Below are 23,969 nucleotides of genomic sequence, written 5' to 3'. Positions count from 1 at the left end.
AGAGCCGCCTCACCCGCGCCGGTAGACTGAAGACGCCCCGCCGGCCCCTTCCCTTGGAGTGCGCGTGACCACCCCCTCTGCACCTTCCCCCCAGCACGTCCCCGACTCGGTCGAGAACGCGATCGCGACGCCCGAGAAGGAGCAGCCGTACGGCGCGCTCGGGCTCAAGGACGACGAGTACGCGCGCATCAAGGAGATCCTCGGCCGCCGCCCCACCTCGGGCGAGCTGGCGATGTACTCGGTGATGTGGTCGGAGCACTGCTCCTACAAGTCGAGCAAGAACTACCTGCGCCGCTTCGGCCAGAAGGTCTCCGACGAGATGAAGGAACGCCTCATGGTCGGCATGGGGCAGAACGCGGGCGTCATCGACGTCGGCGAGGGCTGGGCCGTCACCTTCAAGGCGGAGTCGCACAACCACCCGAGCTTCATCGAGCCGTTCCAGGGTGCGGCCACCGGCGTCGGCGGCATCGTGCGCGACATCATCTCGATGGGCGCCCGCCCGGTCGCGGTCATGGACGCGCTGCGCTTCGGCGCGATCGACCACCCCGACACCGCCCGCGTGGTGCACGGCGTCACGAGCGGCATCAGCTTCTACGGCAACTGCCTCGGCCTGCCGAACATCGGCGGCGAGACCGTCTTCGACTCGGTGTACCAGGCGAACCCGCTCGTGAACGCGCTCGCCGTGGGCGTGCTGCGCCACGAAGACCTCAAGCTCGCCAACGCGACCGGCGTGGGCAACAAGGTCGTGCTGTTCGGCGCCCGCACGGGTGGCGACGGCATCGGCGGGGCGAGCATCCTCGCCTCCGACTCGTTCGACTCCACCGGCCCCACCAAGCGCCCCGCGGTGCAGGTGGGCGACCCGTTCGCCGAGAAGGTGCTCATCGAGTGCTGCCTGGAGCTGTACCGCGGCGAGCTGGTCGAGGCGATCCAGGACCTCGGCGCCGCCGGCATCTCCTGCGCGACCAGCGAGCTCGCGGCCAACGGCAACAGCGGCATGCACGTCTCGCTCGACAACGTGCTGCTGCGCGACCCCACGCTCACGGCCGAGGAGATCCTCATGTCGGAGTCGCAGGAGCGCATGATGGCGATCGTCGCGCCCGAGAAGCTCGACGCGTTCATGAAGGTCGTCGACAAGTGGGAGGTCGAGACCTCCGTGCTGGGCGAGGTCACCGGCGACGGGCGTCTCATCATCGACTGGCAGGGCGAGCGCATCGTCGACGTCGACCCGTCCACGGTCGCCGTCGACGGCCCCGTGTACGACCGCCCGGTCGCGTACCCCACCTGGATCGACGCCCTGCAGGCCGACGCCGCCGAGAACCTGCCGCGCGCCAACGACCCGGAGACGCTGCGCGAGCAGTTCCTGTCGCTCGTCGCGAGCCCGAACCTCGCCGACACCCGCTGGATCACCAACCAGTACGACTACTACGTGCTCGGCAACACCGCCCTCAGCTTCCCCGACGACGCGGGCATGATCCGGGTCGACGAGGAGTCGGGCCTCGGGTTCTCCATCGCGACCGACGCCAACGGCCGCTACTGCCAGCTCGACCCGTACGCGGGGGCGCAGCTCGCGCTCGCGGAGGCCTACCGCAACGTGGCCGTGACGGGCGCCACGCCCACCGCGATCACCGACTGCCTCAACTTCGGCTCCCCCGAGAACCCCGAGGTCATGTGGCAGTTCGGGCAGACGGTCGACGGTCTGGCCGACGGCTGCTACGAGCTGGGCACCCCGGTCACCGGCGGCAACGTCTCGTTCTACAACCAGACCGGCGACGTGCCGATCCACCCGACCCCGCTCGTCGGCGTGCTCGGCATCATCGACGACGTGTCCCGCCGCATCCCGTCGGGGTGGCAGGACGAGGGGCAGAACATCTACCTGCTCGGCACCACGCAGACCGAGCTGTCGGGCTCCGCGTGGGCCGAGGTCGTGCACCAGCACCTCGGCGGTCGCCCGCCGAAGGTCGACCTCGCGGGTGAGAAGCGCCTCGCGGGCCTGCTCGCTGCGGCCCGCGACGAGTGGCTGATCTCGTCCGCGCACGACCTGTCCGAGGGCGGCCTGGCGCAGGCGCTCGCGGAGGGCGTGATGCGCTTCGGCGTCGGCGCCCGCGTGTGGCTCACCGAGATCATGGACCGCGACGGGGTGGACGCCGCCACCGCGCTGTTCTCCGAGTCGACCGGTCGCGTGATCGTGACCGTGCCCCGCGAGGACGACGTGAAGTTCCGCGGGCTGTGCGAGGGCCGCGGCTACCCGGTGATGCGCATCGGCGTGACCGACAGCGAGCCGCAGCTCGAAGTGCAGGACGTGTTCACCGTGTCGGCCGCCGAGCTGCGCGAGCGCTCGCAGGCCACGCTGCCGTCGTACTTCGGCCCGACCGTGACGGCGCCGGTGGACGCATGAGCGACAACCTCAGCGAGGACTACGGCGACCTCGGCGAGAAGCGCAACCGGCGCATCCGCATCGTGGCGTGGACGGTCATCGTGGCGCTGATCCTCGGTGGCGGCGGCGCGACCGTGCTCACGATCCTCCTCGGCTGAGCCGGGCGGCTCCGCGGTTCCTCGGCGCCCTTCGTCTCGCTTCGCTCGCTCAGGAACCACGCCGGCGACAAGGCGACGGGCGTCAGCGGAAGAGGAAGCGCGTCAGGGCGACGACCGAGCCCGGGTCGTGGGCTTCGCGGCCGAGCGCCTCGACGATGATCGCCCCGAGGATCGCGCGACCGAGCTGCTCGACCGGGGCGTCGTCGGCGAGCTGCCCATCCCGGATGCCGCCGCGCAGCCGCTCGACGAGGTACTTCTCCACGCCGAGGCTCTCGCCCAGGTGCGCGCCGACCGAGGCGTCTTCGGTGGCGGCGGCGACGAGGGAGCGCAGCAGCACCCCGCCCTGCGGCTCCTCCAGGATCGCGAGGACGCTGCGCAGCCACGTCTCGACGTCGGCGGAGAGGTCTCCCGTGTCGGGCACGACGAAGTCGACCGGGACCAGGAGCCCTTCGGCCAGGCACTCGCCGATGAGAGCCCCCCGCGATGGCCACCAGCGGTAGATGGTCTGCTTGCCGACCCCGGCCTCTTTCGCGATGCCCTCGATCGTGAGCCGGTCGTAGCCCTGGTTGTGGAAGAGCCGAGCCGTGGCGGCGAGGATCGCCTCGCGGGCCGCGGTGCTGCGCACAGGGCCGCTGCGATGCACGTTCACCATGCGTTCAGGATAGCCACAGAACCCTAGACGAGACGTGCCGTATGATCTTTTCGTCTGAAGGAGATCACGTGGCCTCACTGCTGTTCCGTCTGGGTTCTTTCGCTGCGCGCAGGGCGTGGACGGTGATCGTCTCGTGGGTCGTGATCCTCGGCATCGGCGTCGGCGCCTTCCTCACCCTCGGCGGCACGCTGAGCAACAGCTTCGACATCCCCGGCACCGCGTCGGGCGCGGTCACCGACCAGCTCGCGAAGAAGCTGCCCGACACCGCGGGCGGCACCGGCACGGTCGTGTACCGCACCGACGACGGCGAGCCCTTCACCGACGAGCAGAAGCAGGCGATCTCCGACCTCGCCGCGAGCGCGGAAGACCTCGACGGCGTCGCCTCGGTGGTCGACCCGTTCGACGCCCAGCAGCAGCAGGCCGACCAGGCGCAGCAGCTCACCGACGGGCAGGCGCAGCTCGACAGCGGACGCGCCCAGCTCGACGCCGGACAGGCGCAGCTCGACGCGGGTCGCACCCAGCTCCAGGGCGGACTCGATCAGCTCACCGCGGCGCGGGCGCAGGCCGAAGCCGCCGGAGCGCCCGCGGAGCAGACCGCCGCCCTCGACGCGCAGCTCGCCGCCCTCAACGCGCAGCTCGCACAGCTGGAGGCGCAGCAGGCGACGATCGACGCGAACCGCACCGAGCTCGACGCGAACGCGGAGCAGGTCGAACTCGGCTCCCGCCTGCTCGACCTGACGGACGGCATCGGCGTCGTCTCGGAAGACGGCTCCACCGCGATCGTCAACGTGTCGTTCACCGACCCGCGCCTGGAGCTGTCCGAAGAGGTCAAGCAGGCCACCATCGCGCACTTCCAGGACGAGAAGATCGACGGGGTCACGGTCGACTTCGGCACCGACATCGCGCAGGGCGTGCCCGAGATCTTCGGCGTGGGCGAGGCCATCGGGCTCGCGTTCGCCGCGGTCGTGCTCATCGTGATGCTCGGCTCGCTGATCGGTGCCGCGCTGCCCATCGTCACGGCGGTCGTGGGCGTCGGCGTCGGCGTCACCGCCTCGCTCGCCTTCTCCGGCGTGGTCGACATGGCCTCGGTCACCCCCGTGCTCGGTGTGATGCTGGGTCTCGCGGTCGGCATCGACTACTCGCTCTTCATCGTCAACAGGCACCGCAAGCAGCTGCTCGCCGGGTCGCCCGTGCGCGAGTCGATCGGGCTCGCCACGGGCACCTCGGGCACGGCGGTCGTGTTCGCCGGTACGACCGTGATCGTCGCGCTGCTCGCGCTCAACGTCACCGGAGTGCCGTTCCTCGGGCTCATGGGAACGGTCGGCGCGGTGTGCGTCGCGGTCGCGGTGCTCGTGGCCATCACGCTCGCCCCCGCGATCCTCGGCCTCGTCGGCACGCGACTGCTGAGCCGCAAGGCCCGCGCGACGATCGGGCAGGAGCACGCGGCGGGCAAGCCCGTGCGCCGCATGTCGACCCTGCGTGCCGTGGTCACCGCGGTCGTCAGCATCGTCGCGCTGCTCATCATCGCGATCCCGTCGATGTCGATGCGCCTGGGGCTGCCGGACGGGTCGAGCGAACCGTCCGACTCCACCAGCTACCGCGCGTTCCAGGCGGTCGAGGAGCAGTTCGGCGAGGGCGCGAACGGTCCCCTCCTGGTGACCGCGACGCTGGACGACGCCGTGAGCGACGACGACCTGCTCGCCACCCAGGTGACGGTGGCGGAGAAGATCGCGGAGCAGGACGACGTGGCCGCCGTGGCACCCATCGCCACCTCCGACGACAACACGCTCCTCGCCTTCCAGGTGCTGCCGGAGGAGGGGCCGAACAGCGCCTCGACCGAGAAGCTCGTGCAGGACCTGCGTGCGCTGCCCGCGATCGACGGCGACATCACGCTCGGCGTCGCCGGTCAGGCCGCCATCAACATCGACATCTCCGAGGCCCTGGCGGCGGTGCTGCCGCTGTACCTCGTGGTGGTGGTCGGGTTGTCGCTGCTCATCATGATCGTGGTGTTCCGCTCGCTGCTCGTGCCGCTGATCGCGACCGGCGGCTTCGTGCTGTCGCTGTTCGCGACGTACGGCCTGATCGTCGCGGTGTTCCAGTGGGGCTGGGGCGCCGACCTGATCGGCCTGCACAGCACCGGGCCGATCCTGAGCTTCCTGCCGGTGATCCTCGTCGGCATCCTGTTCGGGCTCGCGATGGACTACCAGCTGTTCCTCGCCTCGGGCATGCGCGAGGCGTACGTGCACGGCGCCTCCGCACGAGACGCCGTCGCCCAGGGCTTCCGCGCGGGCCGCTCGGTCGTGATCGCCGCGGCGCTCATCATGGTGTCGGTGTTCGGCGGGTTCATCTTCTCCGAGTCGACCATTATCCGCTCGATCGGGTTCGGGCTCGCGTTCGGCGTGCTGCTCGACGCCTTCGTGGTGCGGATGCTGCTGATGCCCGCGCTCATGCATCTGCTCGGCCGTTCGGCGTGGTGGCTGCCGCGGTGGCTCGACCGTCTCATCCCGAACGTCGACATGGAGGGCGCGGCGCTGGAGCGCGACCACCCCGCCGTGCACACCGACTCCATCCCCGCGGTGCAGCCCCCGCGCACCCGGGCGGAGCGCCGCGCGCACGAGTGAGCCACGCGGCAGGCGCGCGCCGGTGTCGGAAGGCGCGCCTAGAGTGGGCGGATGAGTGAGGATCCGCGCGTGCTGCTGGAACGACTGCGCGCCGAGGCGGAAGGGCGGGTGCGCGCGACCGCGGCCACGCTCGACGAGCTCATGCACGACCGCGAGGGCTCGAACGACGACGACGAGCACGACCCCGAGGGTGTGACGCTGTCGTCGGAGTGGTCACGGCTCACCGGGCTGGCCGAGGCTGCGGCGGTGGAGCTGCAGCAGGTGGACGACGCGCTGGCCCGTCTCGATGCGGGCACCTACGGCGTCTGCGCGAACTGCGGGAAACCCATCCCCGCCGGGCGGCTGGAGGTGCGACCGTTCGCCGAGTACTGCGTCGCGTGCGCGGAGAAGCTCGGCCGCTGACACCACGACACGGCACGGCGTAGCATCGCGGCATGCCCATCCACCTGGAGAACGTCGGGATCGCCGTGCGCGACCTGGAAGCCACGATCGCCTTCTTCACCGACCTCGGGCTGGAGGTGGTCGGGCGCGACGAGGTGAGCGGCGAGTGGGCGTCGACCGCGGTGGGGCTCGACGGCAACCACGCGAGGATCGCCGTGCTGCAGACGCCCGACGGCCAGGGGCAGCTCGAACTGTTCGAGTACCTCCACCCCGCCGCGATCGAGACCGAGCCCACACTGCCGAACGAGATCGGCATGCACCGCGTCGCCTTCTCCGTGGACGACATCGACGCGTCACTGGCCATCGCCGCCCGGCACGGCTGCCACCCGCTGCGCGGCGTCGCCACCTACCGGGACGTGTACAAGCTGACGTATCTGCGCGGCCCGAGCGGCATCATCGTGATGCTCGCGCAAGACCTCACGAAGCGCTGAGATCGGCCGCGTGGTCACCGGTGCGGGGTCGATATCTGGCGCCCGAGGAGTCGCGCGGAGGAACGCCTCCCACCTCCGCGGCGCCGGAGCATCAGAGCGCGCGCGTGATCTGCTCCAGCACCGCGACGGGCTCGCGCAGCTGGGCGACCGGGACCGGGGTCTCGCCGGTGAGCAGCATCCGCACGAACGCGTCGACTCCGGGCCGTACGTAGTCGGGGCCGACCTCGATGTCGCGCTCGACCGTGCCGCCCGTACCGACCGCCGTCACGTGGAACGGCACGGCCGCGTCGCCCTCGGGCCGCACGAAGTCCAGCACCACCGGCACGCCGCCGACGCGGTAGCGCGCGACGACACGGCCGTCGGCCCGCTCGACCTCCACGCCCTCCGCCGCGCCGGGCAGTAGGTGCTGGGCGACGTCGGCGTGGTGGATGCCGTAGAAGAAGAGGCCGCCGTGCGGGCTGTCGGCGTCGGCCGGGCCCGAGACGGTGAGCGACTGGAGCGCGCCGACCCCGGCCACGGCGTCGGCGATCGCCGCGGTGTCGTCGAGCCAGCGGAGCGTCGAGAAGGAGGTGACGGTCGTGCCGCCACGCTCGGCCGCGGCGAGGATCGCGTCGGCGTCGTCGAGCGTCGTGGCCAGCGGCTTGTCGACCCAGACGGGAGTACCGGCCTCGAGGAACGGCACGGCGAGCGCGCGGTGGAGCGCCCCGTCGCGGCTGGTCACGATGAGCGCGTCGACCGCGCCGTTGAGCTCAGACACCTCGGGGGCGATGCGGGTGATGGCTCCGAGCTCGGCGAGCTCCCTGGTGCGCTCCACCTCGCCCGCGACGAGGGCCGAGACCCGCACCGGGAGGTCGGCTGCCTCCTCCCCGTTGAGGTGACGGACGATCTCGGTGGCATGAGTGTTCTCGATGCCGACGATCGCGACGTTCTTCGTCTCCATGCTGTCCTCCTCCACGGCGACCGGCGGAGGACGACGATGCCGCGCCCCCGCCCGGGCGGCTCTGCGCCCACCCTAGCCGCGGTCTGCCTCGCGGCGCGGGTCCACCACCGCGGATGCGGCCGATCAGAGCCGACGGACGGCCGCCGGCGCCCGGCCCCTGCGCAGTAGGCTGAACCCATCATGGACGAGTTCATCCAGGGCTTCTGGACCTTCGCGGGGCACTACTGGTGGCTCGTCTTCCCGCTCATGGGCATGGCCGGAGGCGTGGCGAAGGCGTGGGAGCGCAGCTCGAAGCGCCGTCACGAACGCCGCCTGGAGACGCTGCGCATGAAGGCGCAGCTGAAGACCGCCGAGATCGAGGCCCGCGCCCTGGGCCGCGAGGCGAAGCGCCGCGGCCCGTCGGTGGTCGACACCACGGCCCCCGTGTCGACCGACGACCTGCTGACGCGGCTGTTCGCCGAGCACGACGAGATCACGGCCCGCTGGCTCGACTACGAGCTCGACGTGGCGAAGCTGATCGCCTTCCCCGCGATGAGCGACGGACGGCAACCGCTCACCGCCGCGTTCCTGCGCGCCAAGAAGACCGCCGACGCGCTGCGCCCCGCCTCGGCCGATGCGCCGCTGTCGGAGCACCAGATCGCGGAGTACCTGCAGGCCGTGGGCGACTACGCGGTGGCGTTCGAGATCGCCGAGAAGGATGCCCGCCGGCTGCGCGACTCCACCTTCACGGAGGCGGAGCGCAAGCGCCTCGACCGCGCCCAGCAGCTGCTGAAGGTCGCGGTCGACGAGTCGGCGACACAGGCCGAGCGCAACGTGGCGTACAAGCGCGTGCGCGAAGAGCTCGACGGCCTGATCCTGCTGTCGGACGAGGCCGTGACGGTCCTGGAGAAGCAGGTCGCCCGCGAGCTCCCCGCCGCTCCCGCCGCCCCCACCGCGACGCCCGAGGCCCAGGCCGAGCCGGAGCCCGAGCGCATCCCGGTCGCCGACCCCCTGCACCGCACCCCGCCGCAGCCGCCGCGCGACCTCGCCTGACCTCGCACACCCCCGACGGCCTCTGGCCGCGGCACGGCGCACTCAGCGAAAGGAGCCGTGCCGCGGACACAGGCCGCCGGGGTCGCGTCAGCTCAGGTGCACGCGCTCGGTCCGCTGCCGCTGCTGCCCGAGACCCTCGATCTCGATCGTCATCTCATCGCCGTCCTGCAGATAGGGGAAGCGTCCGGAGAGCGCGACGCCCTGCGGGGTACCGGTGTTGATCACGTCGCCCGGCTCCAGCACCAGGTAGTGACTGAGCTCGTGCACCAGTTGCAGCACCGGGAAGATCATGTCGGCCGTGGAGGAGTCCTGCCGCGGCTCGCCGTTCACGAAGGAGCGGAGGCGCAGCGCCTGCGGGTCGACCTCGTCGGCGGGCACGAGCGCGGGGCCGAGGGGGTTGAACGTCTCGGAGCACTTCCCCTTCGACCACTGCCCGCCCGAGACGTCGAGCTGGTACGCCCGCTCCGACACGTCGTTGGAGATGGTGTACCCGGCGATCACGTCGCGGGCGGCCTCGGGCGACGGGAGGTAGCGGGCGGTCCTGCCGATCACCACCGCGAGCTCCACCTCCCAGTCGACCTTCTCCGCACCGGGCGGCAGCAGCACCACGTCGTTCGGGCCGACCACGGTGTTGGGGTGCTTGAAGAAGAGCACCGGGTGCGCGGGCGGCTCTGCGCCGGACTCGGCCGCGTGCGCGGCGTAGTTCTGGCCGATGCACAGGACCGCGGTCGGGCGGGCGACGGGAGCGCCGAGGCGGAGGCCGTCGACGTCGGCGACGGGCAGCTCGTCGCGGCGCAGGGCCTCGCGGGTGCGGGCGATGCCGTCGGCGGCGAGGAACGCCCCGTCGATCTCGGCCGTGAGGGGCGCGAGGTCGCGGATCACCCCGGCGTCGTCGCGGACGTAGGGGTGTTCGTGGCCGGCGGGGCCGAGGCGCAGGAGTTCCATGTCGGGCTTTCGGGTCAGCGGGCGGCGGCGAACGACGGGTTGACGATCGGCACGGACTCGCCCGCGAACGACCGGATGATGTTCTGGGCCGCGTGCACCGGCAGGTCGGCGAGGGCCTCGGGGGAGTACCAGGCGGCGTGCGGGGTGAGCAGCACCTGGTCGAGGTCGCGGAGCGGGGAGTCGGCGGCGAGCGGTTCCCCCGCGAAGACGTCGAGCGCGGCGCCGCCGAGGTGTCCGTCGCGGAGGGAGGCGGCGAGCGCGTCCTCGTCGATGAGCGGTCCGCGACAGGTGTTCACGATCACGGCGCCCTGCGTCATGGTGGCGAGGGCGGCCGCGTCGATCAGGTGCCGGGTGGCGTCGGTGAGCGGCACGTGGAGGGTGAGGATGTCGGCGCGGGCGATGGCGTCGGGGATCTCGACGGGCTCGCAGCCCGCCTCGCGCACGGCGTCGGCGGGGGCGTACGGGTCGGCGACGAGCACCCGGAAGCCGAGGCCGCGGAGTCCGCGGGCGACCAGCGAGCCGATGCGACCGAACCCGAGCACGGACACGGTGGTGGTGGAGGGGCGCACGGCGAGCGGCCGGGCGTCCACGGCCTTCCAGGTGCCGGCGCGCACGGCGCGGTCGTAGGCGGGGAGTCCGCGCGCCTGGGTCATGATCATCGCCACGGTGTGCGCGGCGACCTCTTCGATGCAGTAGCTGGGGGTGTTGGCGACGGCGATGCCGCGGGCGGTGGCGGCGTCGACGTCGATCATGTCGTACCCGATGCCGACGCGGCTGATGAGGCGCAGGTTGGGCATCCGGTCCATGAGGTCGCCGTCGATGCGTGCCCACTGCACCACGAGTCCCTCGGCGTCGGCGCCGAGCGCGGCGATGTCGTCGGGGCTGCCGGAGGCGGCGCGATCGGCGCGCAGGCCCGCGCCGCGGAGGGTGTCTTCGATGACGGTCCCCGGGAGGTCGCAGTCGGTGACGAGGATGAACGGCGCAGTCATGGGAGAGATGCTATAGCATCTAGCAAAGCGGTGTACAGCGGCTGACAGCGACCCGTTCTTGCTATAGCGTTTAGGCATGACTGTTCGCCGCGCACTCATCACCGGCGCGAGTTCCGGCATCGGAACCGCCGCCGCCCTCGAACTCGCCCGCGAGGGCGCCGCCCTCTGGATCACCTACACCGGGCGCGAGGCCGAGGCCGAGCGCGTCGCCGAGGAGTGCCGGGCGGCCGGTGCCGCCGAGGTGCTGGTGTCACGGCTCGACCTGCGCGACGCCGAATCGATCGACGCGCTCACCGACCGCATCACCGTCACCTGGGGCGAGCTGCACGTGCTCATCAACAACGGCGGAGTCTGCCCCTACACGCCCTACCCCGACATCGACATCGAGGAGTGGGACTTCGTCCTCGAGACCAACGCCCGCGGCACCTTCCTGCTCACCCGGGCGGCACTCCCTCTGCTGCGCGCGGCCGAGGGCGACCGGTCGGTGGTCAACATCGCCTCGATCGCCGGACAGGTCGGCGCCCTGCAGACCGGCATCCACTACGCCGCCAGCAAGGGGGCGCTGCTCGCCATCACCCGCAGCTTCGCGCGACACCTGGCCTCCGAGGGCATCCGCGTCAACGCCGTCACCCCCGGCCCTGTCGCCAGCGCCATCACCGACCAGCTCCAGGGCGAGGGGCGCGCGAAGCTCGAAGCCGGCATCCCCCTCGGCGCGTTCGGCCAGCCCGAGGACGTCGCCTGGATCATCGCGTCGCTCGCCTCGGAGCGCGCCCGCTTCATCACCGGAACCACCTACGACGTCAACGGAGGAGTTCGCATTGACTGACCGCACCGCCCTCGACCGTTCCGCGCACGACACCGTGCAGGCACAGCTCGACGCGTTCAACGCCCACGACCTCGACGCGTTCGTCGCCACCTACGCCGACGACGCCGTCATCACCGGTGTCGCGCCCGAACCCATCGTCGGCGCCGAAGCCATCCGCGCGTTCTACGAACCCCGGCTGCAGAACCCCGAGCTCTCGTGCGTCATCGAGTCGAGCGTGCTCTTCGGCGCGCGGTGGGTCGTGGCGCAGGAGCAGGTGATCAACGCGGGTGTCGCGACCGAGACCATCGCGACCTTCGACGTGGTGGACGGCCGCATCGCGCGGGCGTCGATGCTCAAGGCCTGAGGCGCGGAGGCGGGGTCACCTGCGGCGGTACACGTCCGCACGGTGGGCGATGCGGCCGGTGGACGGCCGCACGGTGCGCAGGAGATCTCGCGTCATGAAGGAGCGGAGCTCCGGAGACCTCCTTCATCGCGTGAGATCTCCTTCGTTTCGAGGGGGGCGCGCGGGCCACCGGCCTCTGTCAGTCCCAGTGCGGAGCGGGCGGGCGGTACGCATCACGGCGGTGCCGGGCGCGCACGACCACGATCGTCTCTCGCGCGCCGAGGAAGAACAACACTCGGTAGTCCCCACGGCGTGCAGAGCGCAGGCCCTCGAACTCGTCGACGAGCGGCTTGCTCATGCGTTCCGGATTCTCGGGCAGGGTGAAGACAGCGAACTCGACGATGGCCTGTGCGATCTTCTGCGGCAACCGATCGAGGTCGCGCCAGGCGGAGTCAGCGAAAGCGGTGGTCCAGGTCACCGGGGCCGAACCCCGTAGCGCTCCATCGTCTCCTCCGCGCTGCGCAGCTCGCCGGCCTCAGCCTGTCGCCGCGCATCGTCGACATCCTGTCGCGTGCCCGGCTCCGACAGCCAATGCAGCGTCTCGTACAGAGACTCCAGGGCGTCCTTACTCATCAACACTGCCGCGCCCCGGCCGTGGCGAGTGATCTCGATCGTCTCGTGCTCGCGCTCGACCTGGTCCACCAGGCGCGAGAGGTGGTCCTTGGCCTCGCTCAGCGGTACAGTCTGCATGCCCTCAGTGTAGCCCGACTTCTAGCCAGAACGGGGGGTGAAGTCTGGCCTTAACCATGGCAGCCCTCGGCCGAGGCCGTCACTCATGCTCGGGGAGGATCGGCGTGGACCAGCCGGGGTCGCGTCCGAGCTTTGCGGCGCGGGAGACGGAGGTCGCACCGTAGCGGTCGCGCAGGGTGTCGAGCACCGAGTCGAGTCGCGCCTCGTCACCCCAGTCGATCGGGAGCTCCGGCTGCACGCGGTCGGCGCGGTCGAGCTGCGACAGGGAGAGGCCGAGCAGCGTGATGCCGCGGTCGGCGACCTCGGACTGCGCGGCGGCGAGCAGGGTGCGCGCCACTGTGAGGAGGATCGCGGTGCGGTCGGTCGGCGCGCCGAGCGTGCGGGAGCGGGTGGCCTTCGTGAAGTCGCCGAAGCGCAGTCGCAGCACCACCGTGCGGCACACGCGGTCGCCGTCGCGCAGCCGCCGGGCGAGCCGGTCGACGATCTGCGTGAGGATGAGGTCGAGCTCCTCCGCCGACCGCGGCCGCGAGCCGAGCGCGCGCTGCGAGCCGATCGAGCCGCGCCGCCGTGTGGTGTCGACCGGGCGCGGATCCCGCAGTCGCGCGAGCGCGTGCACGTGCGCGCCCGTGGCCTTGCCGAGCATACGCTCCGCCGTCGCCGCCTCCAGCTCCGCGAGCTGGCCGACCGTGCGCACGCCGTAGCGGTGCAGCTTCTCGGCCGTCACCGCGCCCACACCCCACAGCCGCTCGACCGGCAGCGGCAGGAGGAACTGCTCCTCGCGCTCGGGCTCCACGACCAGCAGACCGTCGGGTTTGCTCACGGCGCTGGCGACCTTCGCGAGGAACTTGGTGCGCGCGACCCCGACCGAGATCGCGAGCCCGACCTCGCGTCGCACACGCTCCCGCAGGCGCACGGCGATCTCCTCCGGCGTTCCCGCGATGCGCCGCAGCCCGCCGACCTCCAGGAACGCCTCGTCGATCGACAGCCCCTCGACCAGCGGCGTCGTGTCGCGGAAGATCGCGAAGACGTCTGTGCTCGCGGCGGAGTACGCCTCCATGCGCGGCGGCACCACGACGGCGTCGGGGCACAGCTCCCGCGCCTGGCGACCGCCCATCGCGGTGCGGACGCCCCGGGCCTTCGCCTCGTAGCTCGCCGCCAGCACGACCCCGCCGCCCACGATCACCGGTCGACCGCGCAGCTCGGGGGCATCCCGCTGCTCGACCGACGCGTAGAAGGCGTCCAGGTCGGCGTGCAGCACGGTGGCTTCCCCACGCATCCGTTCTCCCGTCGACGAGCGGATCGTCGCACGGACCCCGGACATCGGTGCGAGCGCGTCGTCACGCGGGGATCGCTCGGAAACCCCACCGGTGACGAGACGAACGGCCCTCAGACACCACGCCGGCGACGAGACGAACGGCGCTCAGGCACCTCACCGGCGACGAGACGAACGGCCCTCAGGAATCGGTGGCGTCAGGCGTCGAAGCGGGCGCGCAGGGCGGGGTCGACGGCGATGTCGCCGAAGGACGCGGTCCAGGCGCCGTCGACCGCGATGGACTGACCGGAGAGGTACGGGGCCTCATCGGAGAGCAGGAATGCGGTGACGGCGGCGACCTCCTCCGCTCGGGCGATGCGTCCCATCGGCGGGCCCTCCGCGAGCGCGCGCTCCTCCGCAGCGGGGTCGGCCGCTCGGGCGATCTGCGCCTCCAGGTGCGGGGTGCGCACGCCGCCCGGCGCCACGGTGTTCGCACGTATGCCGAGACCGCCATATGTCACCGCGACACTGCGCGTGAGCGCATCGATGCCGCCCTTCGTGAACTCGTAGGCGGCGTGATCCACGAAGCTCGTCCGCCCGTGGATCGAGCCGATGTTCACGATCGCCCCCGGCAGGCCCTGGTCCACGAAGGCCGACACCGCGGTCGAGCAGCCCCACAGATAGCCGAAGCCGTTGATGCCGATGATCTCCCGCACCGCGGTCTCGTCGAGCTCGTGCAGGGGAGTGCGCCGGGTGATGCCGGCGTTGTTCACCCACCCGGCCAGTGGTGCGCGCGCACGGGCCACGGTCGCCGCGCGCTCGTGCGCCTCCCGGTCGGACGCATCGCCGAGCACGACCTCCGCCAGCACGCCCGCCTCGACCGTGCCGGAGCCCGGGGAGCGTTCGAGCCCCACCACGATCCAGCCGTCGGCGGTGAGGCGCTCGGCGACCGCGCGGCCGATGCCCTTGCCGCTGCCGGTGACCACGACACTGCGCGGGGAGTCGGTCATGTCAGTCCCTCTCGAATCGGAACACGGCGGGGTCGAGCCCGAACCCGAGGCCCGGCGTATCGCTCGGTGTCACGGCGCCGTCGAACCGCGGGCCGCCCGTCACGAACGAGGGCGCGGGGTCGTACGGGTTCACGCCGCGCGCGAAGGTCTCGACCTGGATGCCGAGATGTGCGGTCACCTCGGGGTACACGTGGCCCGACACGGGTATTCCCCGCTCGGCCGCCCACGCGATCAGCTCCCGTGCGGGGGTGACTCCGCCGATCGCGACCACGTCGAGGCGCAGCGCGTCGACCTCGCCGACCTCCACCAGCGCCTTCAGCACCGCGGGGTCGGTCACCTCGTCGCCCACCGCGACCGGCAGCCCCGACTCGCGGCGGATCCGCGCGACACCCGCCGCGTCCTCCGGCAGCAGCGGATCCTCGAGCCACGCCAGGCGCGGGTCGCCCCACTGCGCGATCTCGGCGAGGGCCGTGCCGGCGTCGGGCCAGCCGAAGCCCACGTCGACCACCAGCCCGGTCGTGTCGGGCAGTTCTGCGTTCAGCAGCGCCAGCAGCTCGCGCATGTATGCCGGATCGGGAATGCGGGAGATCTTCACCTGCGACCACCCGTCCGCCTGGGCCAGCACCTCGTCCGCGACCTCCCGGGGCGTGCGCTGCGGTGACGGGTACGCGGCCACGAGCATCGCGTCGCGGGGAGCGTCGCCCGTGCCGAGCAGGCGCCACAGCGGCACCCCGGCCCGCCGCGCGGCGATGTCCCACAGCGCGATGTCGACGAGCCCGATGGCCCGGCGCACGAGCCCGACCCGTCCGACGATCGCGCTCCCCCGCAGCATCCGCTCCCACGTGCTCGCCGGGTTGTCCGCGTCGGTGCCGACCGCGTGCGAAGCGACGAGCCGCTCCACGATCTCGGCCATCGGCGCCTCGCGCGACAGGCAGTACGCGACGCCGGTGGTGCCGTCACCCGCGGTCGCCCGCACCGCGGTGTACTCGCGGCGCGTGACCGTCATGCCCCCGAGCTGCAGGGGCGCGGGCAGCGGCAGCACCACCGTGGCGGTGTGGACGCGGGCGATCGCGCTCATTCGGGCTTCTTCGCGAGGGGCACGCCGTAGTCCACCATGAACCCGCCGTCGACGTACAGCGTCTGGCCGTTCATGTAGCGCGACTGGTCGGAGACGAGGAAGCTGACCGCGGCGGCGATCTCGCTCGCGTCGGCTAGGCGCTTCGCGGGGATGCGCGACAGGATCGTGTCGAGGCTCAGCGTGCCCTGCTCGACCCCCTGCCGGAAGACGCCCGTGTCGACGTAGCCCGGGGCGACCGCGTTCACGCGCACGCCCCGCGCCGCCCACTCGGCCCCGGCGGTGGAGGTGAGCCCGATCACGGCGGCCTTGGTCGTGGCGTAGGGCGCCCGGCCCGCGGAACCGCGTGAGGAGATGGACGAGATGTTGACGATGCGCCCCTCGCCGCGGTCGAGCATGCGGCGCCCGGCGGCCTGGAGGGCGGAGAACACCCCGTGCAGGTTCACGTCGACCACGGCCGACCACTCGTCCCACGTGAGGTCTTCGATGCCGCGGTGCCGCTGGATGCCCGCGTTGTTCACGAGAACCTCGATGGGCCCGAGCTCAGCCTCGATCTCGCCGAACACCCGGTCGACCGCGGCGTGATCGGTCACGTCGAGCTCACGCCACAGGATGCCGGCGGGGTTGTCGCCCGCGGTGAGGCCGGGCACGCGGTCGGTCGCCACCACGCGGTACCCGTCGGCGGAGAGCCGCTGTCCGATCTCCCAGCCGATGCCGGCGGAGCCTCCGGTGACGATGGCGACGGGGCGCTGCGCGGTCATGTCTCTCCTCTACGACGGGGATTTGCTATAGCAAGTGTAGCGGCCGCGGGTCAGTCGTCGAGCAGGCTCGCGACGAGGGTCACCGCGTGCGCCTCCAGCAGCTCCAGGGCCCCGGCGGCCAGGGGGGTCTGCCAGGCCTGGTAGGCGCCGCGGTCGTAGGCCTCGCGCGTCGGGAGGTAGACGAAGCCCGGGCCGTTCGTCAGGTTCATCACCACGATGGGCGTCGCGGGGAACCGTTCCCGCAGCGTCGTCTGCAACCGGGAGTATGCCTCGCCGGGATGCCCCACGATCACCGCGTCGCCCCAGCGCCACGCCCACACCGGGTGCTGCACGGTGGGCCCGTCGATGTAGCCGTCGCGCAGGTTCCGCGCCCGGCCCAGACGCTCGTCGCGGGAGCGGGGGTCGATGTCCTTCCACTCCTCCGCCAGCTGGTCGAGCGTCGGCAGGTCGCGCAGGGGGAGCTCGACGGCCGCCACGACCCCGCGCGCCCCGTCTCCGCCGTCGACCGGCCGCCCCGCCCAGATCGCGAGCGGCGCGCCCGACTCGACCACACCGTCCAGCGTCAGCTCCTCACCGGGCAGCGGCAGGGCGTCGAGCGCGGCGAGGACCGCGTGTCCGAGCGAGCGTCCGTGCCGGTCGGCCACGGTCACGTCTCCCGTGTACTGCTCGCGCGGGGCCAGCTCGCCCGATGCCCCCTGCACGAACAGGCACGGCTCACCGGTCGCGGCCTCGACGATCTCGCGCATCGCCCCGACGTAGTCCGGCGACACCTCACGGCTCTGCCAGGCGAGCGTGGTCGGGTGGCAGGCGTAGTTCACCAGGGTCGCCCGCACCCGGCCGTCGACGCTGATGCGACCGATGGTCACGGTGTCATCGGCGGTGCCCTGCGGGTTGTAGCCCACGAGCGCCCGTCCGTCGAGGTCGAGCTCCCGTTCCGCGGCGAGGGTGCAGGTGCCCGTGGTCCACTCGATCAGTCCGGGGCGGGCGCCGTCGAGCGCTTCCCGTCCGGCCACGACCCCGGCGGCGGACAGCGCCTCCAGGTAGCCGGGGATGAGCTCGCCCCCTGGCAGGTGCGCGTCGGCGGCGCACAGCACCGCGCCGGCGTGCGTGTGCGACAGCGACAGCATGAGCTGGTCGGGTTCCAGGCCGAGACCGTCGAGGATCGCGCCGCGCACCCCCTGCTCGTCGGCGACCCGGCGCCACCAGGTGCCGTCGACCGCGAGCAGCACGCGCGGGCGCTCGTCGGCCCCGATCACCGCGAGCGCGGTCAGCTCGAACGGGCGATGCGCCCCCTCGGAGCGCTCCCAGTCGGCGGGGCCCCAGTTCTTGGCGCGGATGCCCACCGGGGGCGTGATGTCGCGCCGGGCCACACCGATGCGGGCGCGCGTGCGCGGAACGCGGATGCGGTCGCCGAGGCGCGTGGCAGCTGCCGTGTCGTTCACTCCAGGTCCTCCCTGTCGTCCATCATGGCCGTCGCTCACACGCTCAGCACGTCGGCGATCAGCACCCGGTCCCCGGCCTCGGGCACCGTGGTCTCGACCCCGCGCTCCACGGAGTCGCTGTAGAGCAGCGTGGACGGCTCCGCGAACCCGTCGGCCAGCCGCAACCGTCCCCCGACGAACTGGGAGCCGGTGATGCGCGCGTGGTTCACGCCCGCACCGATGTCGGCGTGCGCCGCACCGTTCGCGACCGTCGAGGTCACGCCGCTCAGACGCCAGGTGACGGCGCCGTCGCCGGCCGCCCGCGACAGCAGGGCGACGTCGGCCCGCTCGGTGCCGAGCTCCACGCCCTCCACGGCGATGAGCTGGTCGCGCACGGCGGTCGCCGACAGCAGCACGTCGCGCACGGTACCGCCGCGGATCGTGACCCGCGACGCGCCGAGTTCGAACGGCGCGCCGGAGGCCGGGCCGCTCAGCCGGCAGTCGACGAACTCGACCGGTCCCGAACCGCGGGCCTTGGTCCCGTCGATGCCGCCGATGGTGCAGCGCACGAAGCTGACCGGGACCGTGACGGGCGTCTGCACGAGCACCTGGTCCTTCGGCAGCGCGAACGTGGAGTCCTCGATCGTCGTCGGCCGCGACGACCGCGCCGACCGCTGCCCGATCGCCAGCAGCCCGGCGGTGCAGCCGCGCACCTGGGCCCCGTCGGCGTTGATCGTCATGGTCGCCTGCGGGTCGAACGTGGAGCGGCCGATCACCCGCACGTTCTCGAGCGTCAGGTCGCTGATCTTCGTGCCCGCGACGAACCACGAGCACACGTGGTCGCGCACCGTGATGCGCTTGGCGGCCGTGCCCCACTGCGCCCCGGAGTTGGCGATGTCCATCAGCCCGGAGTTGCCGATGAAGGTGAGGTCGTGCTCGTACTGGCCGTGCGTCGTGAACGGGTTGCCGCCCTGGTCGTCGCCGTCGCCGTGACAGTTCTCGACGATGCAGTACGCGCTCGCGGTGAGGTCGTTCAGGTGCCGCGCGTTCGACGACGTGCAGTCGGCGACCCGCCCATAGAGGCTGTAGATCTGCTGCGTGAGGTACCCCGCGCCGCCGTAGAACACGGTGGGCGGGTTCTCGACCGAGCAGCGCTCGGTGGTGAAGTGGGTGTTCCACCGCCGCATGATCACGGGCCACCAGGTGCGGCTGGCGTGCACGTCGGCGACGTCGCAGTGGACGGCGTACTCGAAGGCGATCGGGTGCGACCCTGTGCGCTCGCGCGGATCGGGGAAGGACCCGTCGGTGGGTCCGTCGAACGGTCCGGCGCCGAGGAACCGCATGTTCGCGATGCGCACCCCGACGACCGGCTCCATCCGGCGCCAGGTGAGCCGGCGACCGGTGTCGAGCGGCCAGCCGTTGAGGTAGTCGACGCGGATGTGCGCGGCGTCGAGCTGCTGCGTCACCTGCACGAACCGCTGCAGCTCGCGCTCGTCCCGCCCGCCACCGGCGACCTCGTCGCACTGCACCGCCCACCAGGTGTCGACGGCGAACGGGGTGGCGTCGGGCACCGCGACCGCGTCGGTCAGCTCCGCCCACGGCTCGGTCAGCCGGTGCTCGACGACCACGTCTGCCGCCGCCCCGGTGAAGAACATGACCGCGCCGAACGGGTTGTCGGCGGTGTTCGGCTCGATCCCCTCCGTGGTGACCAGGTGCCCGCCGAAGTCGATCTCGATGTGCGAGCGGGTGAAGACGTGCCGCCGCTGGAACAGCAGGTCGGTCTGGGCCTCGATGCGCCGGACGGCGGGGTCGTTCACCAGCGCGTCGAGCGCGTCGTCGGCCGCCGTCTCGGGTCCGGTGATGCCGAAGACCCGGAAGTCGACCGTGCCGTCGTGGAGCAGCACCCACTTCGTGTGGCGCTTGCCGGCGACGACCGTGCCGCCGTTGACCGCGGTGTCGGCCTCACCGGCCCCCACGTACACGAGCAGGCCGGCGTCGCCGGGCGCGTGATACCCGGCGACGATCGCCAGCTCGCCCTCACGCGCCCGCAGCCCGGCCAGGTCGGCGACGGTCTCCGCCCTCGTGACGTCTTTCGAGCCCGCCGCGACGGGGGCCGCCTGCGCGGACGACGCGCCGACGACGGACCCGGCCGCACCGAGCGCGACGGCGCCGAGCCCGGTCATCAGGGCGCGACGCCCCGTCGAGCGCACACCCTGTTCGGTGCCGGTGGTGGTGTCGGACATGACGACTCCTTCGTTATCGACGGCGGGTCGGGACGAGGTGTCCCGTCGGTGTCATCCGCGCGCTCCCGCGGCGGTGGGGGCCGGGACGACCGCGGTGACCGCCCCCTGCGCCTGCCAGAGCGCCGCGGCCTCGGCCCGCCGGCGCCGCTCGAGCACCGGATCGGCCACCGGGATCGCGGCCATGAGGCTGCGCGTGTACTCGTGCTGCGGGTTCGCGAACAGGGCGTCGCGCGCGCCGACCTCCACGATCCGCCCGTGCTGCATCACGGCGACGGTCGACGACATGTACCGGATCACGGCGAGGTCGTGGCTGATGAAGAGGTACGTCAGGCCGAGCTCGGACTGCAGGTCGCGCAACAGGTTCAGCACCTGCGCCTGGATCGACACGTCGAGCGCCGACACCGACTCGTCCAGCACCAGGAACTCCGGCTCCAGCACGAGCGACCGCGCGATCGACACCCGCTGGCACTGGCCGCCCGACATCGAGCGCGGGAGCCGGTGCGCGAACTCCTCGTCCAGCCGCACCCGGTGCATCGCCTCGCGCACCTTCTCGGCCCTGGTCGCCCGGGTGCCGATGCCGTGGGCGAGCAGCGGCGCCTCGATGATCTGCGCCACGGTCTGCCGGCGGTTGAGCGCCGAGAACGGGTCCTGGAACACCATCTGCATGCGGCGGCGCAGCCTGCGCAGCTCCTCGCCGCGCAGGTCGTGCGGACGCTGCCCGTCGAACACCACCGCACCGCCGTCGATGCCGCCGAGCGCGAGCACCGCCTTCGACACGGTCGACTTGCCCGACCCCGACTCGCCGACGAGCCCCACGGTCTCGCCGCGGCGGATCTGGAACGACACGTCGTCGACCGCGGTCACGCGGCGTCCGGAGCCCAGCGTGAACACCTTCGTCACGCCCTGCACGTCGACCAGCACGTCGCCCGACTCCCTGGCCCGGTCGACCGCGCTGATCGTGTCGGCGGCGCCCTTCGTCTCGCCGAAGGGCCCCTCGCTCACGGACCGGGGGTGGGATGGCCCCGCACCGTGCGGTTCCGGGGTGGGCGGTGCGAGGTGAAGGGCGTCCACGGTCGGGATGGGCTGGTGCACGTCCACCGTGAGGTCGACCACGGCCCCCAGCAGCGCCTGCGTGTACGGGTGCTCGGGCGCGGCGTAGATCCGGTCGACGGGGCCCTCCTCGACCACGCGCCCGTGCCGCATCACGTGGATCCGCTCGCAGAAGCCGGCCGCGACGCCGAGGTCGTGCGTGATGAGCACGACCGCGGTGCCGTGGTCCTCCGCGAGACGGTCGAGCAGGTCGATGATGCGCGACTGCGTGGTCACGTCGAGGGCGGTGGTGGGCTCGTCGGCGATCAGCACCGCGGGCCGCGACGACATGGCCATCGCGATCATGACGCGCTGCCGCATGCCGCCGGAGAACTCGTGCGGGTACTGGCTCAGGCGCTCCTCGGGCAGCGGCACGCCGACCTCGGTCAGCAGCTCGACGGCCCTGGCACGCGCGGCCTGGCGCGACACCCGCTCGTGCAGCCGGATCGCCTCGACGAGCTGGTGCCCGATGGTGCGCACCGGGTTCAGCGACGACATCGGGTCCTGGTAGACCATCGCGATCTCGCCGCCGCGCACCTTCGTCATCTCGCGCGTGCGGAGAGTCAGCAGCTCACGGTCGCGCAGCCGGATGCTGCCGCCGAGCTTCGCGCCGTCGTTGAGGCGCATGATCGACAGCGCGGTGAGCGACTTGCCGGAGCCGGACTCGCCGACCAGGCCGATCCGCTCGCCGGGGCGCACCGCGAAGCTGATGCCCTTCACGGGCGTCACGTCGCCGTAGGAGACGGTGAGGTCCTGCACCCGCAGGACGGGAGCGGCGTCGGTCATCGGCCCTTCCCCTTCCGGTCGCCGCCGAACTGGTCGGCGAGCACGTTGAGCAGCCAGATGGTCACGAAGATGAACAGCGCGGGGAACAGCACGTACCCGATCGACTGGTACATCTTCTGGTAGCCCTGCTGCACGAGGGTGCCCCAGGTGGCCTCGGGCGGCGCGATGCCGAGCCCGACGAAGCTCATCGACGCCTCCAGCAGGATCGCGTTCGCGGCGTTGATGGCGGCCTGCACCACGATCGGTCCCTTGGCGTTGGGCAGCACCTCCGCGAACAGCAGGCGGCTGCGCTTCGAGCCGAAGGCCACGGCCGCGGTGAAGTAGTCCTCCTGCAGCTCGCTCAGCACCGACGACCGCACCAGCCGCGCGGTCGTGGGGGTGAGCAGGATGCCGATGATGACGGCGAGCTTCACGGGGTCGGCGCCGAACGCCGAGATGAACACCAGCGCGAACAGGATCTGCGGGATCGCCATCACGGTGTCGGCCAGGCGCATGAGCAGCTCGTCGACCCAGCCGCGGGCGAACGCGGCGGCCATGCCCCAGGCGATGCCGAGCACCATCGCCACGAGCGTGGCACCGGCGGCGATGAACACGGTGAGCTGTCCGCCGTACAGCACGCGGCTGAACAGGTCGCGGCCGAGCTCGTCGGTGCCGAACAGGTGCACGGCCGAGGGCGCGGCGAAGCGGTCGGGCGACTGGGCCGCGGGGTCGAACGGCGCGATGACGGGCGCGAGCACGCAGGCCAGCACGATCAGGGCGAGCAGCGCGAGGGGGATCCACGAGGCGACGGCGAGCCGGCGGCGCGGACGGGTCGAGCGCAGGGCGAGGGTGAGGGTGTCAGCCACGGCTGCTCCTTGCACGAAGACGCGGGTCGAGCACGCCGTAGAGCAGGTCGACGACCAGCGTCGTGAGGATGAACATGGCGGAGATCAGCAGCACCACCGACTGCAGCACCGCGTAGTCGCGCTTGAACACGGCGTCGATCGCCAGCGAGCCGAGCCCGGGAACACCGAACACGTACTCCACGATCACGACACCGCCGAGCGTGTATCCGACGATGAGGCCGAGCATGGTGAGCCCCGGGATCAGGGCGTTGCGCAGCGCGTGCCCGAGGACCACCCCGCTCGCCGACTGCCCCTTGCCGCGGGCGGTGCGGATGTAGGGGGCGTCGAGCACCTCGACCATCGACGCCCGCAGGAACCGCATCAGCAGCGGCGCGGCGGCGAAGGCGAGGGTGAGGGCGGGCAGGATCATGCGCACGAGGTTGTCGGCCGGGTCGTCCGCGAACGGCGTGTAGCCGCGGGCGGGCAGCCACTTCAGCTGCACGGCGAACACCACGATCAGCACGATGCCGATGAGGAACTGCGGCAGCGCCATGCCCGCGGTGGAGATGGCCGTGAGCACGCGGTCGACCACGCCGAGCGGGCGCAGCGAGGCGATCACGGCGGCCGGGGTCGCGATGAGCACGGCCAGCAGGATGCCGATCAGCGTGAGCTCGAGCGTGGCGGGCAGGCGCTGCGCGATGAGCTCGGTCACCGAGAACTGGTTGAAGTACGACTGTCCGAAGTCGCCCGTGACGACGCCGCCGATCCAGCGCAGGTACTGCTCGATGACCGGGGCGTCGAGCCCGGCCTCCTCGCGCAGACGCTGGAGCATCTCGGCGTCCACGCCCGGCGTCGAGCCGAGACGGGTGATCACGGGGTCGCCCGGCAGCAGCCGGAGCACCACGAACACGAGGAGCGAGGTGGGGAGGGGGAGGGGGGGGCTGGTTGGCACCCGCCACAGGGAGGGGGGGGGGGCGCCCGTCCTTCCACTTTGTGTTTTCGCGGGGGAATTCCCCTCCCTCTCCCA

General features: G+C 72.0%; 23 protein-coding genes. 8 read left to right on the top strand and 15 right to left on the bottom strand.

Going from position 1 to position 23,969, the window contains the following annotated elements:
- Positions 1–64 precede the first annotated feature (64 nt).
- The gene (gene purL, locus ACFV3I_RS02830) at positions 65–2,395 is read left to right on the top strand and encodes a phosphoribosylformylglycinamidine synthase subunit PurL (RefSeq protein WP_378822321.1); all 2,331 of its coding nucleotides are present in this window, start codon (positions 65–67) and stop codon (positions 2,393–2,395) included.
- A complete protein-coding gene (locus ACFV3I_RS02825) occupies positions 2,392–2,532 on the top strand; it encodes a hypothetical protein (protein ID WP_168387183.1) in 141 nt (46 codons plus the stop codon). The genes purL and ACFV3I_RS02825 overlap by 4 nt, the downstream gene beginning before the upstream one ends.
- 82 nt (positions 2,533–2,614) lie before the next feature.
- Here ACFV3I_RS02825 and ACFV3I_RS02820 read toward each other — a convergent pair whose 3' ends face one another.
- Entirely contained in the window at positions 2,615–3,184 is a 570-nt protein-coding gene (locus tag ACFV3I_RS02820; protein ID WP_136031414.1) for a TetR/AcrR family transcriptional regulator, read from the bottom strand.
- A 68-nt stretch (positions 3,185–3,252) separates the two neighbouring features.
- Between ACFV3I_RS02820 and ACFV3I_RS02815 the strand changes: the two genes are divergently transcribed.
- The 3 genes from ACFV3I_RS02815 to ACFV3I_RS02805 are packed head-to-tail and all read left to right on the top strand — an operon-like array spanning position 3,253 to position 6,677.
- Positions 3,253–5,805, top strand: coding sequence for an MMPL family transporter (locus tag ACFV3I_RS02815; protein ID WP_136035863.1), 2,553 nt, complete (start codon positions 3,253–3,255; stop codon positions 5,803–5,805).
- A gap of 51 nt (positions 5,806–5,856) precedes the next feature.
- The gene (locus ACFV3I_RS02810) at positions 5,857–6,207 is read left to right on the top strand and encodes a TraR/DksA family transcriptional regulator (protein WP_136031410.1); all 351 of its coding nucleotides are present in this window, start codon (positions 5,857–5,859) and stop codon (positions 6,205–6,207) included.
- 32 nt (positions 6,208–6,239) lie between these two features.
- Positions 6,240–6,677 (top strand): VOC family protein, encoded by a 438-nt coding sequence (locus ACFV3I_RS02805; RefSeq protein WP_136031408.1) that lies wholly within the window; start codon positions 6,240–6,242, stop codon positions 6,675–6,677.
- A 91-nt stretch (positions 6,678–6,768) separates the two neighbouring features.
- On the opposite strand, the gene ACFV3I_RS02800 is transcribed toward ACFV3I_RS02805, so the two are convergent.
- Positions 6,769–7,617 carry a Gfo/Idh/MocA family oxidoreductase gene (locus tag ACFV3I_RS02800; RefSeq protein ID WP_378803178.1) on the bottom strand — a complete coding sequence of 283 codons (849 nt, stop codon included), beginning with the start codon at positions 7,615–7,617 and terminating at the stop codon, positions 6,769–6,771.
- A 180-nt stretch (positions 7,618–7,797) separates the two neighbouring features.
- Here ACFV3I_RS02800 and ACFV3I_RS02795 point away from each other — a divergent pair, with 180 nt between their 5' ends.
- Positions 7,798–8,649 (top strand): hypothetical protein, encoded by an 852-nt coding sequence (locus tag ACFV3I_RS02795; RefSeq protein ID WP_378803177.1) that lies wholly within the window; start codon positions 7,798–7,800, stop codon positions 8,647–8,649.
- Between the two features lie 87 nt (positions 8,650–8,736).
- Here the strand turns inward: ACFV3I_RS02795 and ACFV3I_RS02790 are convergent, their stop codons facing one another.
- Together ACFV3I_RS02790 and ACFV3I_RS02785 are read right to left on the bottom strand one after the other, a co-directional pair.
- Positions 8,737–9,594, bottom strand: a complete 858-nt coding sequence (locus tag ACFV3I_RS02790) for a fumarylacetoacetate hydrolase family protein (protein ID WP_136045984.1) — start codon at positions 9,592–9,594, stop codon at positions 8,737–8,739.
- A gap of 14 nt (positions 9,595–9,608) precedes the next feature.
- Entirely contained in the window at positions 9,609–10,583 is a 975-nt protein-coding gene (locus ACFV3I_RS02785) for a C-terminal binding protein (RefSeq protein WP_378803176.1), read from the bottom strand.
- A 76-nt stretch (positions 10,584–10,659) separates the two neighbouring features.
- Between ACFV3I_RS02785 and ACFV3I_RS02780 the strand changes: the two genes are divergently transcribed.
- Together ACFV3I_RS02780 and ACFV3I_RS02775 are read left to right on the top strand one after the other, a co-directional pair.
- Positions 10,660–11,409 (top strand): SDR family NAD(P)-dependent oxidoreductase, encoded by a 750-nt coding sequence (locus ACFV3I_RS02780; protein WP_378822320.1) that lies wholly within the window; start codon positions 10,660–10,662, stop codon positions 11,407–11,409.
- Positions 11,402–11,752: a nuclear transport factor 2 family protein gene (locus tag ACFV3I_RS02775; protein WP_136030040.1), complete on the top strand. Its 351-nt coding sequence runs from the start codon at positions 11,402–11,404 to the stop codon at positions 11,750–11,752. Before ACFV3I_RS02780 ends, ACFV3I_RS02775 begins: the two co-directional genes overlap by 8 nt.
- A 178-nt stretch (positions 11,753–11,930) precedes the next feature.
- Here the strand turns inward: ACFV3I_RS02775 and ACFV3I_RS02770 are convergent, their stop codons facing one another.
- The 11 genes from ACFV3I_RS02770 to ACFV3I_RS02720 form a co-directional block, all read right to left on the bottom strand.
- Entirely contained in the window at positions 11,931–12,209 is a 279-nt protein-coding gene (locus ACFV3I_RS02770; protein ID WP_206252039.1) for a type II toxin-antitoxin system RelE/ParE family toxin, read from the bottom strand.
- Positions 12,206–12,481, bottom strand: coding sequence for a type II toxin-antitoxin system Phd/YefM family antitoxin (locus ACFV3I_RS02765; protein WP_247638123.1), 276 nt, complete (start codon positions 12,479–12,481; stop codon positions 12,206–12,208). Before ACFV3I_RS02765 ends, ACFV3I_RS02770 begins: the two co-directional genes overlap by 4 nt.
- A 79-nt stretch (positions 12,482–12,560) precedes the next feature.
- Complete coding sequence (gene dinB, locus ACFV3I_RS02760) at positions 12,561–13,757, bottom strand: DNA polymerase IV (RefSeq protein ID WP_378803174.1); 1,197 nt, start codon at positions 13,755–13,757, stop codon at positions 12,561–12,563.
- A gap of 194 nt (positions 13,758–13,951) precedes the next feature.
- Positions 13,952–14,743: an SDR family NAD(P)-dependent oxidoreductase gene (locus tag ACFV3I_RS02755; RefSeq protein WP_378803173.1), complete on the bottom strand. Its 792-nt coding sequence runs from the start codon at positions 14,741–14,743 to the stop codon at positions 13,952–13,954.
- A 1-nt stretch (position 14,744) separates the two neighbouring features.
- Entirely contained in the window at positions 14,745–15,821 is a 1,077-nt protein-coding gene (locus ACFV3I_RS02750; protein WP_378803172.1) for an enolase C-terminal domain-like protein, read from the bottom strand.
- On the bottom strand, positions 15,818–16,579 hold the full coding sequence (locus ACFV3I_RS02745; RefSeq protein ID WP_136035568.1) for an SDR family NAD(P)-dependent oxidoreductase: 762 nt from the start codon (positions 16,577–16,579) through the stop codon (positions 15,818–15,820). Before ACFV3I_RS02745 ends, ACFV3I_RS02750 begins: the two co-directional genes overlap by 4 nt.
- A 50-nt stretch (positions 16,580–16,629) precedes the next feature.
- Positions 16,630–18,021 carry a hypothetical protein gene (locus tag ACFV3I_RS02740; RefSeq protein WP_378803171.1) on the bottom strand — a complete coding sequence of 464 codons (1,392 nt, stop codon included), beginning with the start codon at positions 18,019–18,021 and terminating at the stop codon, positions 16,630–16,632.
- Between the two features lie 35 nt (positions 18,022–18,056).
- Positions 18,057–20,243 (bottom strand): DUF4148 domain-containing protein, encoded by a 2,187-nt coding sequence (locus ACFV3I_RS02735; RefSeq protein ID WP_378822319.1) that lies wholly within the window; start codon positions 20,241–20,243, stop codon positions 18,057–18,059.
- Positions 20,244–20,294: 51 nt separating this feature from the next.
- Positions 20,295–22,118 carry an ABC transporter ATP-binding protein gene (locus ACFV3I_RS02730; RefSeq protein WP_136035267.1) on the bottom strand — a complete coding sequence of 608 codons (1,824 nt, stop codon included), beginning with the start codon at positions 22,116–22,118 and terminating at the stop codon, positions 20,295–20,297.
- On the bottom strand, positions 22,115–22,963 hold the full coding sequence (locus ACFV3I_RS02725) for an ABC transporter permease (RefSeq protein ID WP_205814303.1): 849 nt from the start codon (positions 22,961–22,963) through the stop codon (positions 22,115–22,117). Before ACFV3I_RS02725 ends, ACFV3I_RS02730 begins: the two co-directional genes overlap by 4 nt.
- Entirely contained in the window at positions 22,956–23,894 is a 939-nt protein-coding gene (locus tag ACFV3I_RS02720) for an ABC transporter permease (RefSeq protein ID WP_378822318.1), read from the bottom strand. The genes ACFV3I_RS02725 and ACFV3I_RS02720 overlap by 8 nt, the downstream gene beginning before the upstream one ends.
- Between the last annotated feature and the right edge of the window lie 75 nt (positions 23,895–23,969).

The organism is Microbacterium sp. NPDC059771, from assembly GCF_042732495.1.
Classification (GTDB): Bacteria; Actinomycetota; Actinomycetes; order Actinomycetales; family Microbacteriaceae; genus Microbacterium; species Microbacterium sufflavum.
The sequence above is the reverse complement of the archived record's forward strand: the minus strand, read 5'-3'. Positions and strand labels throughout refer to the sequence as shown.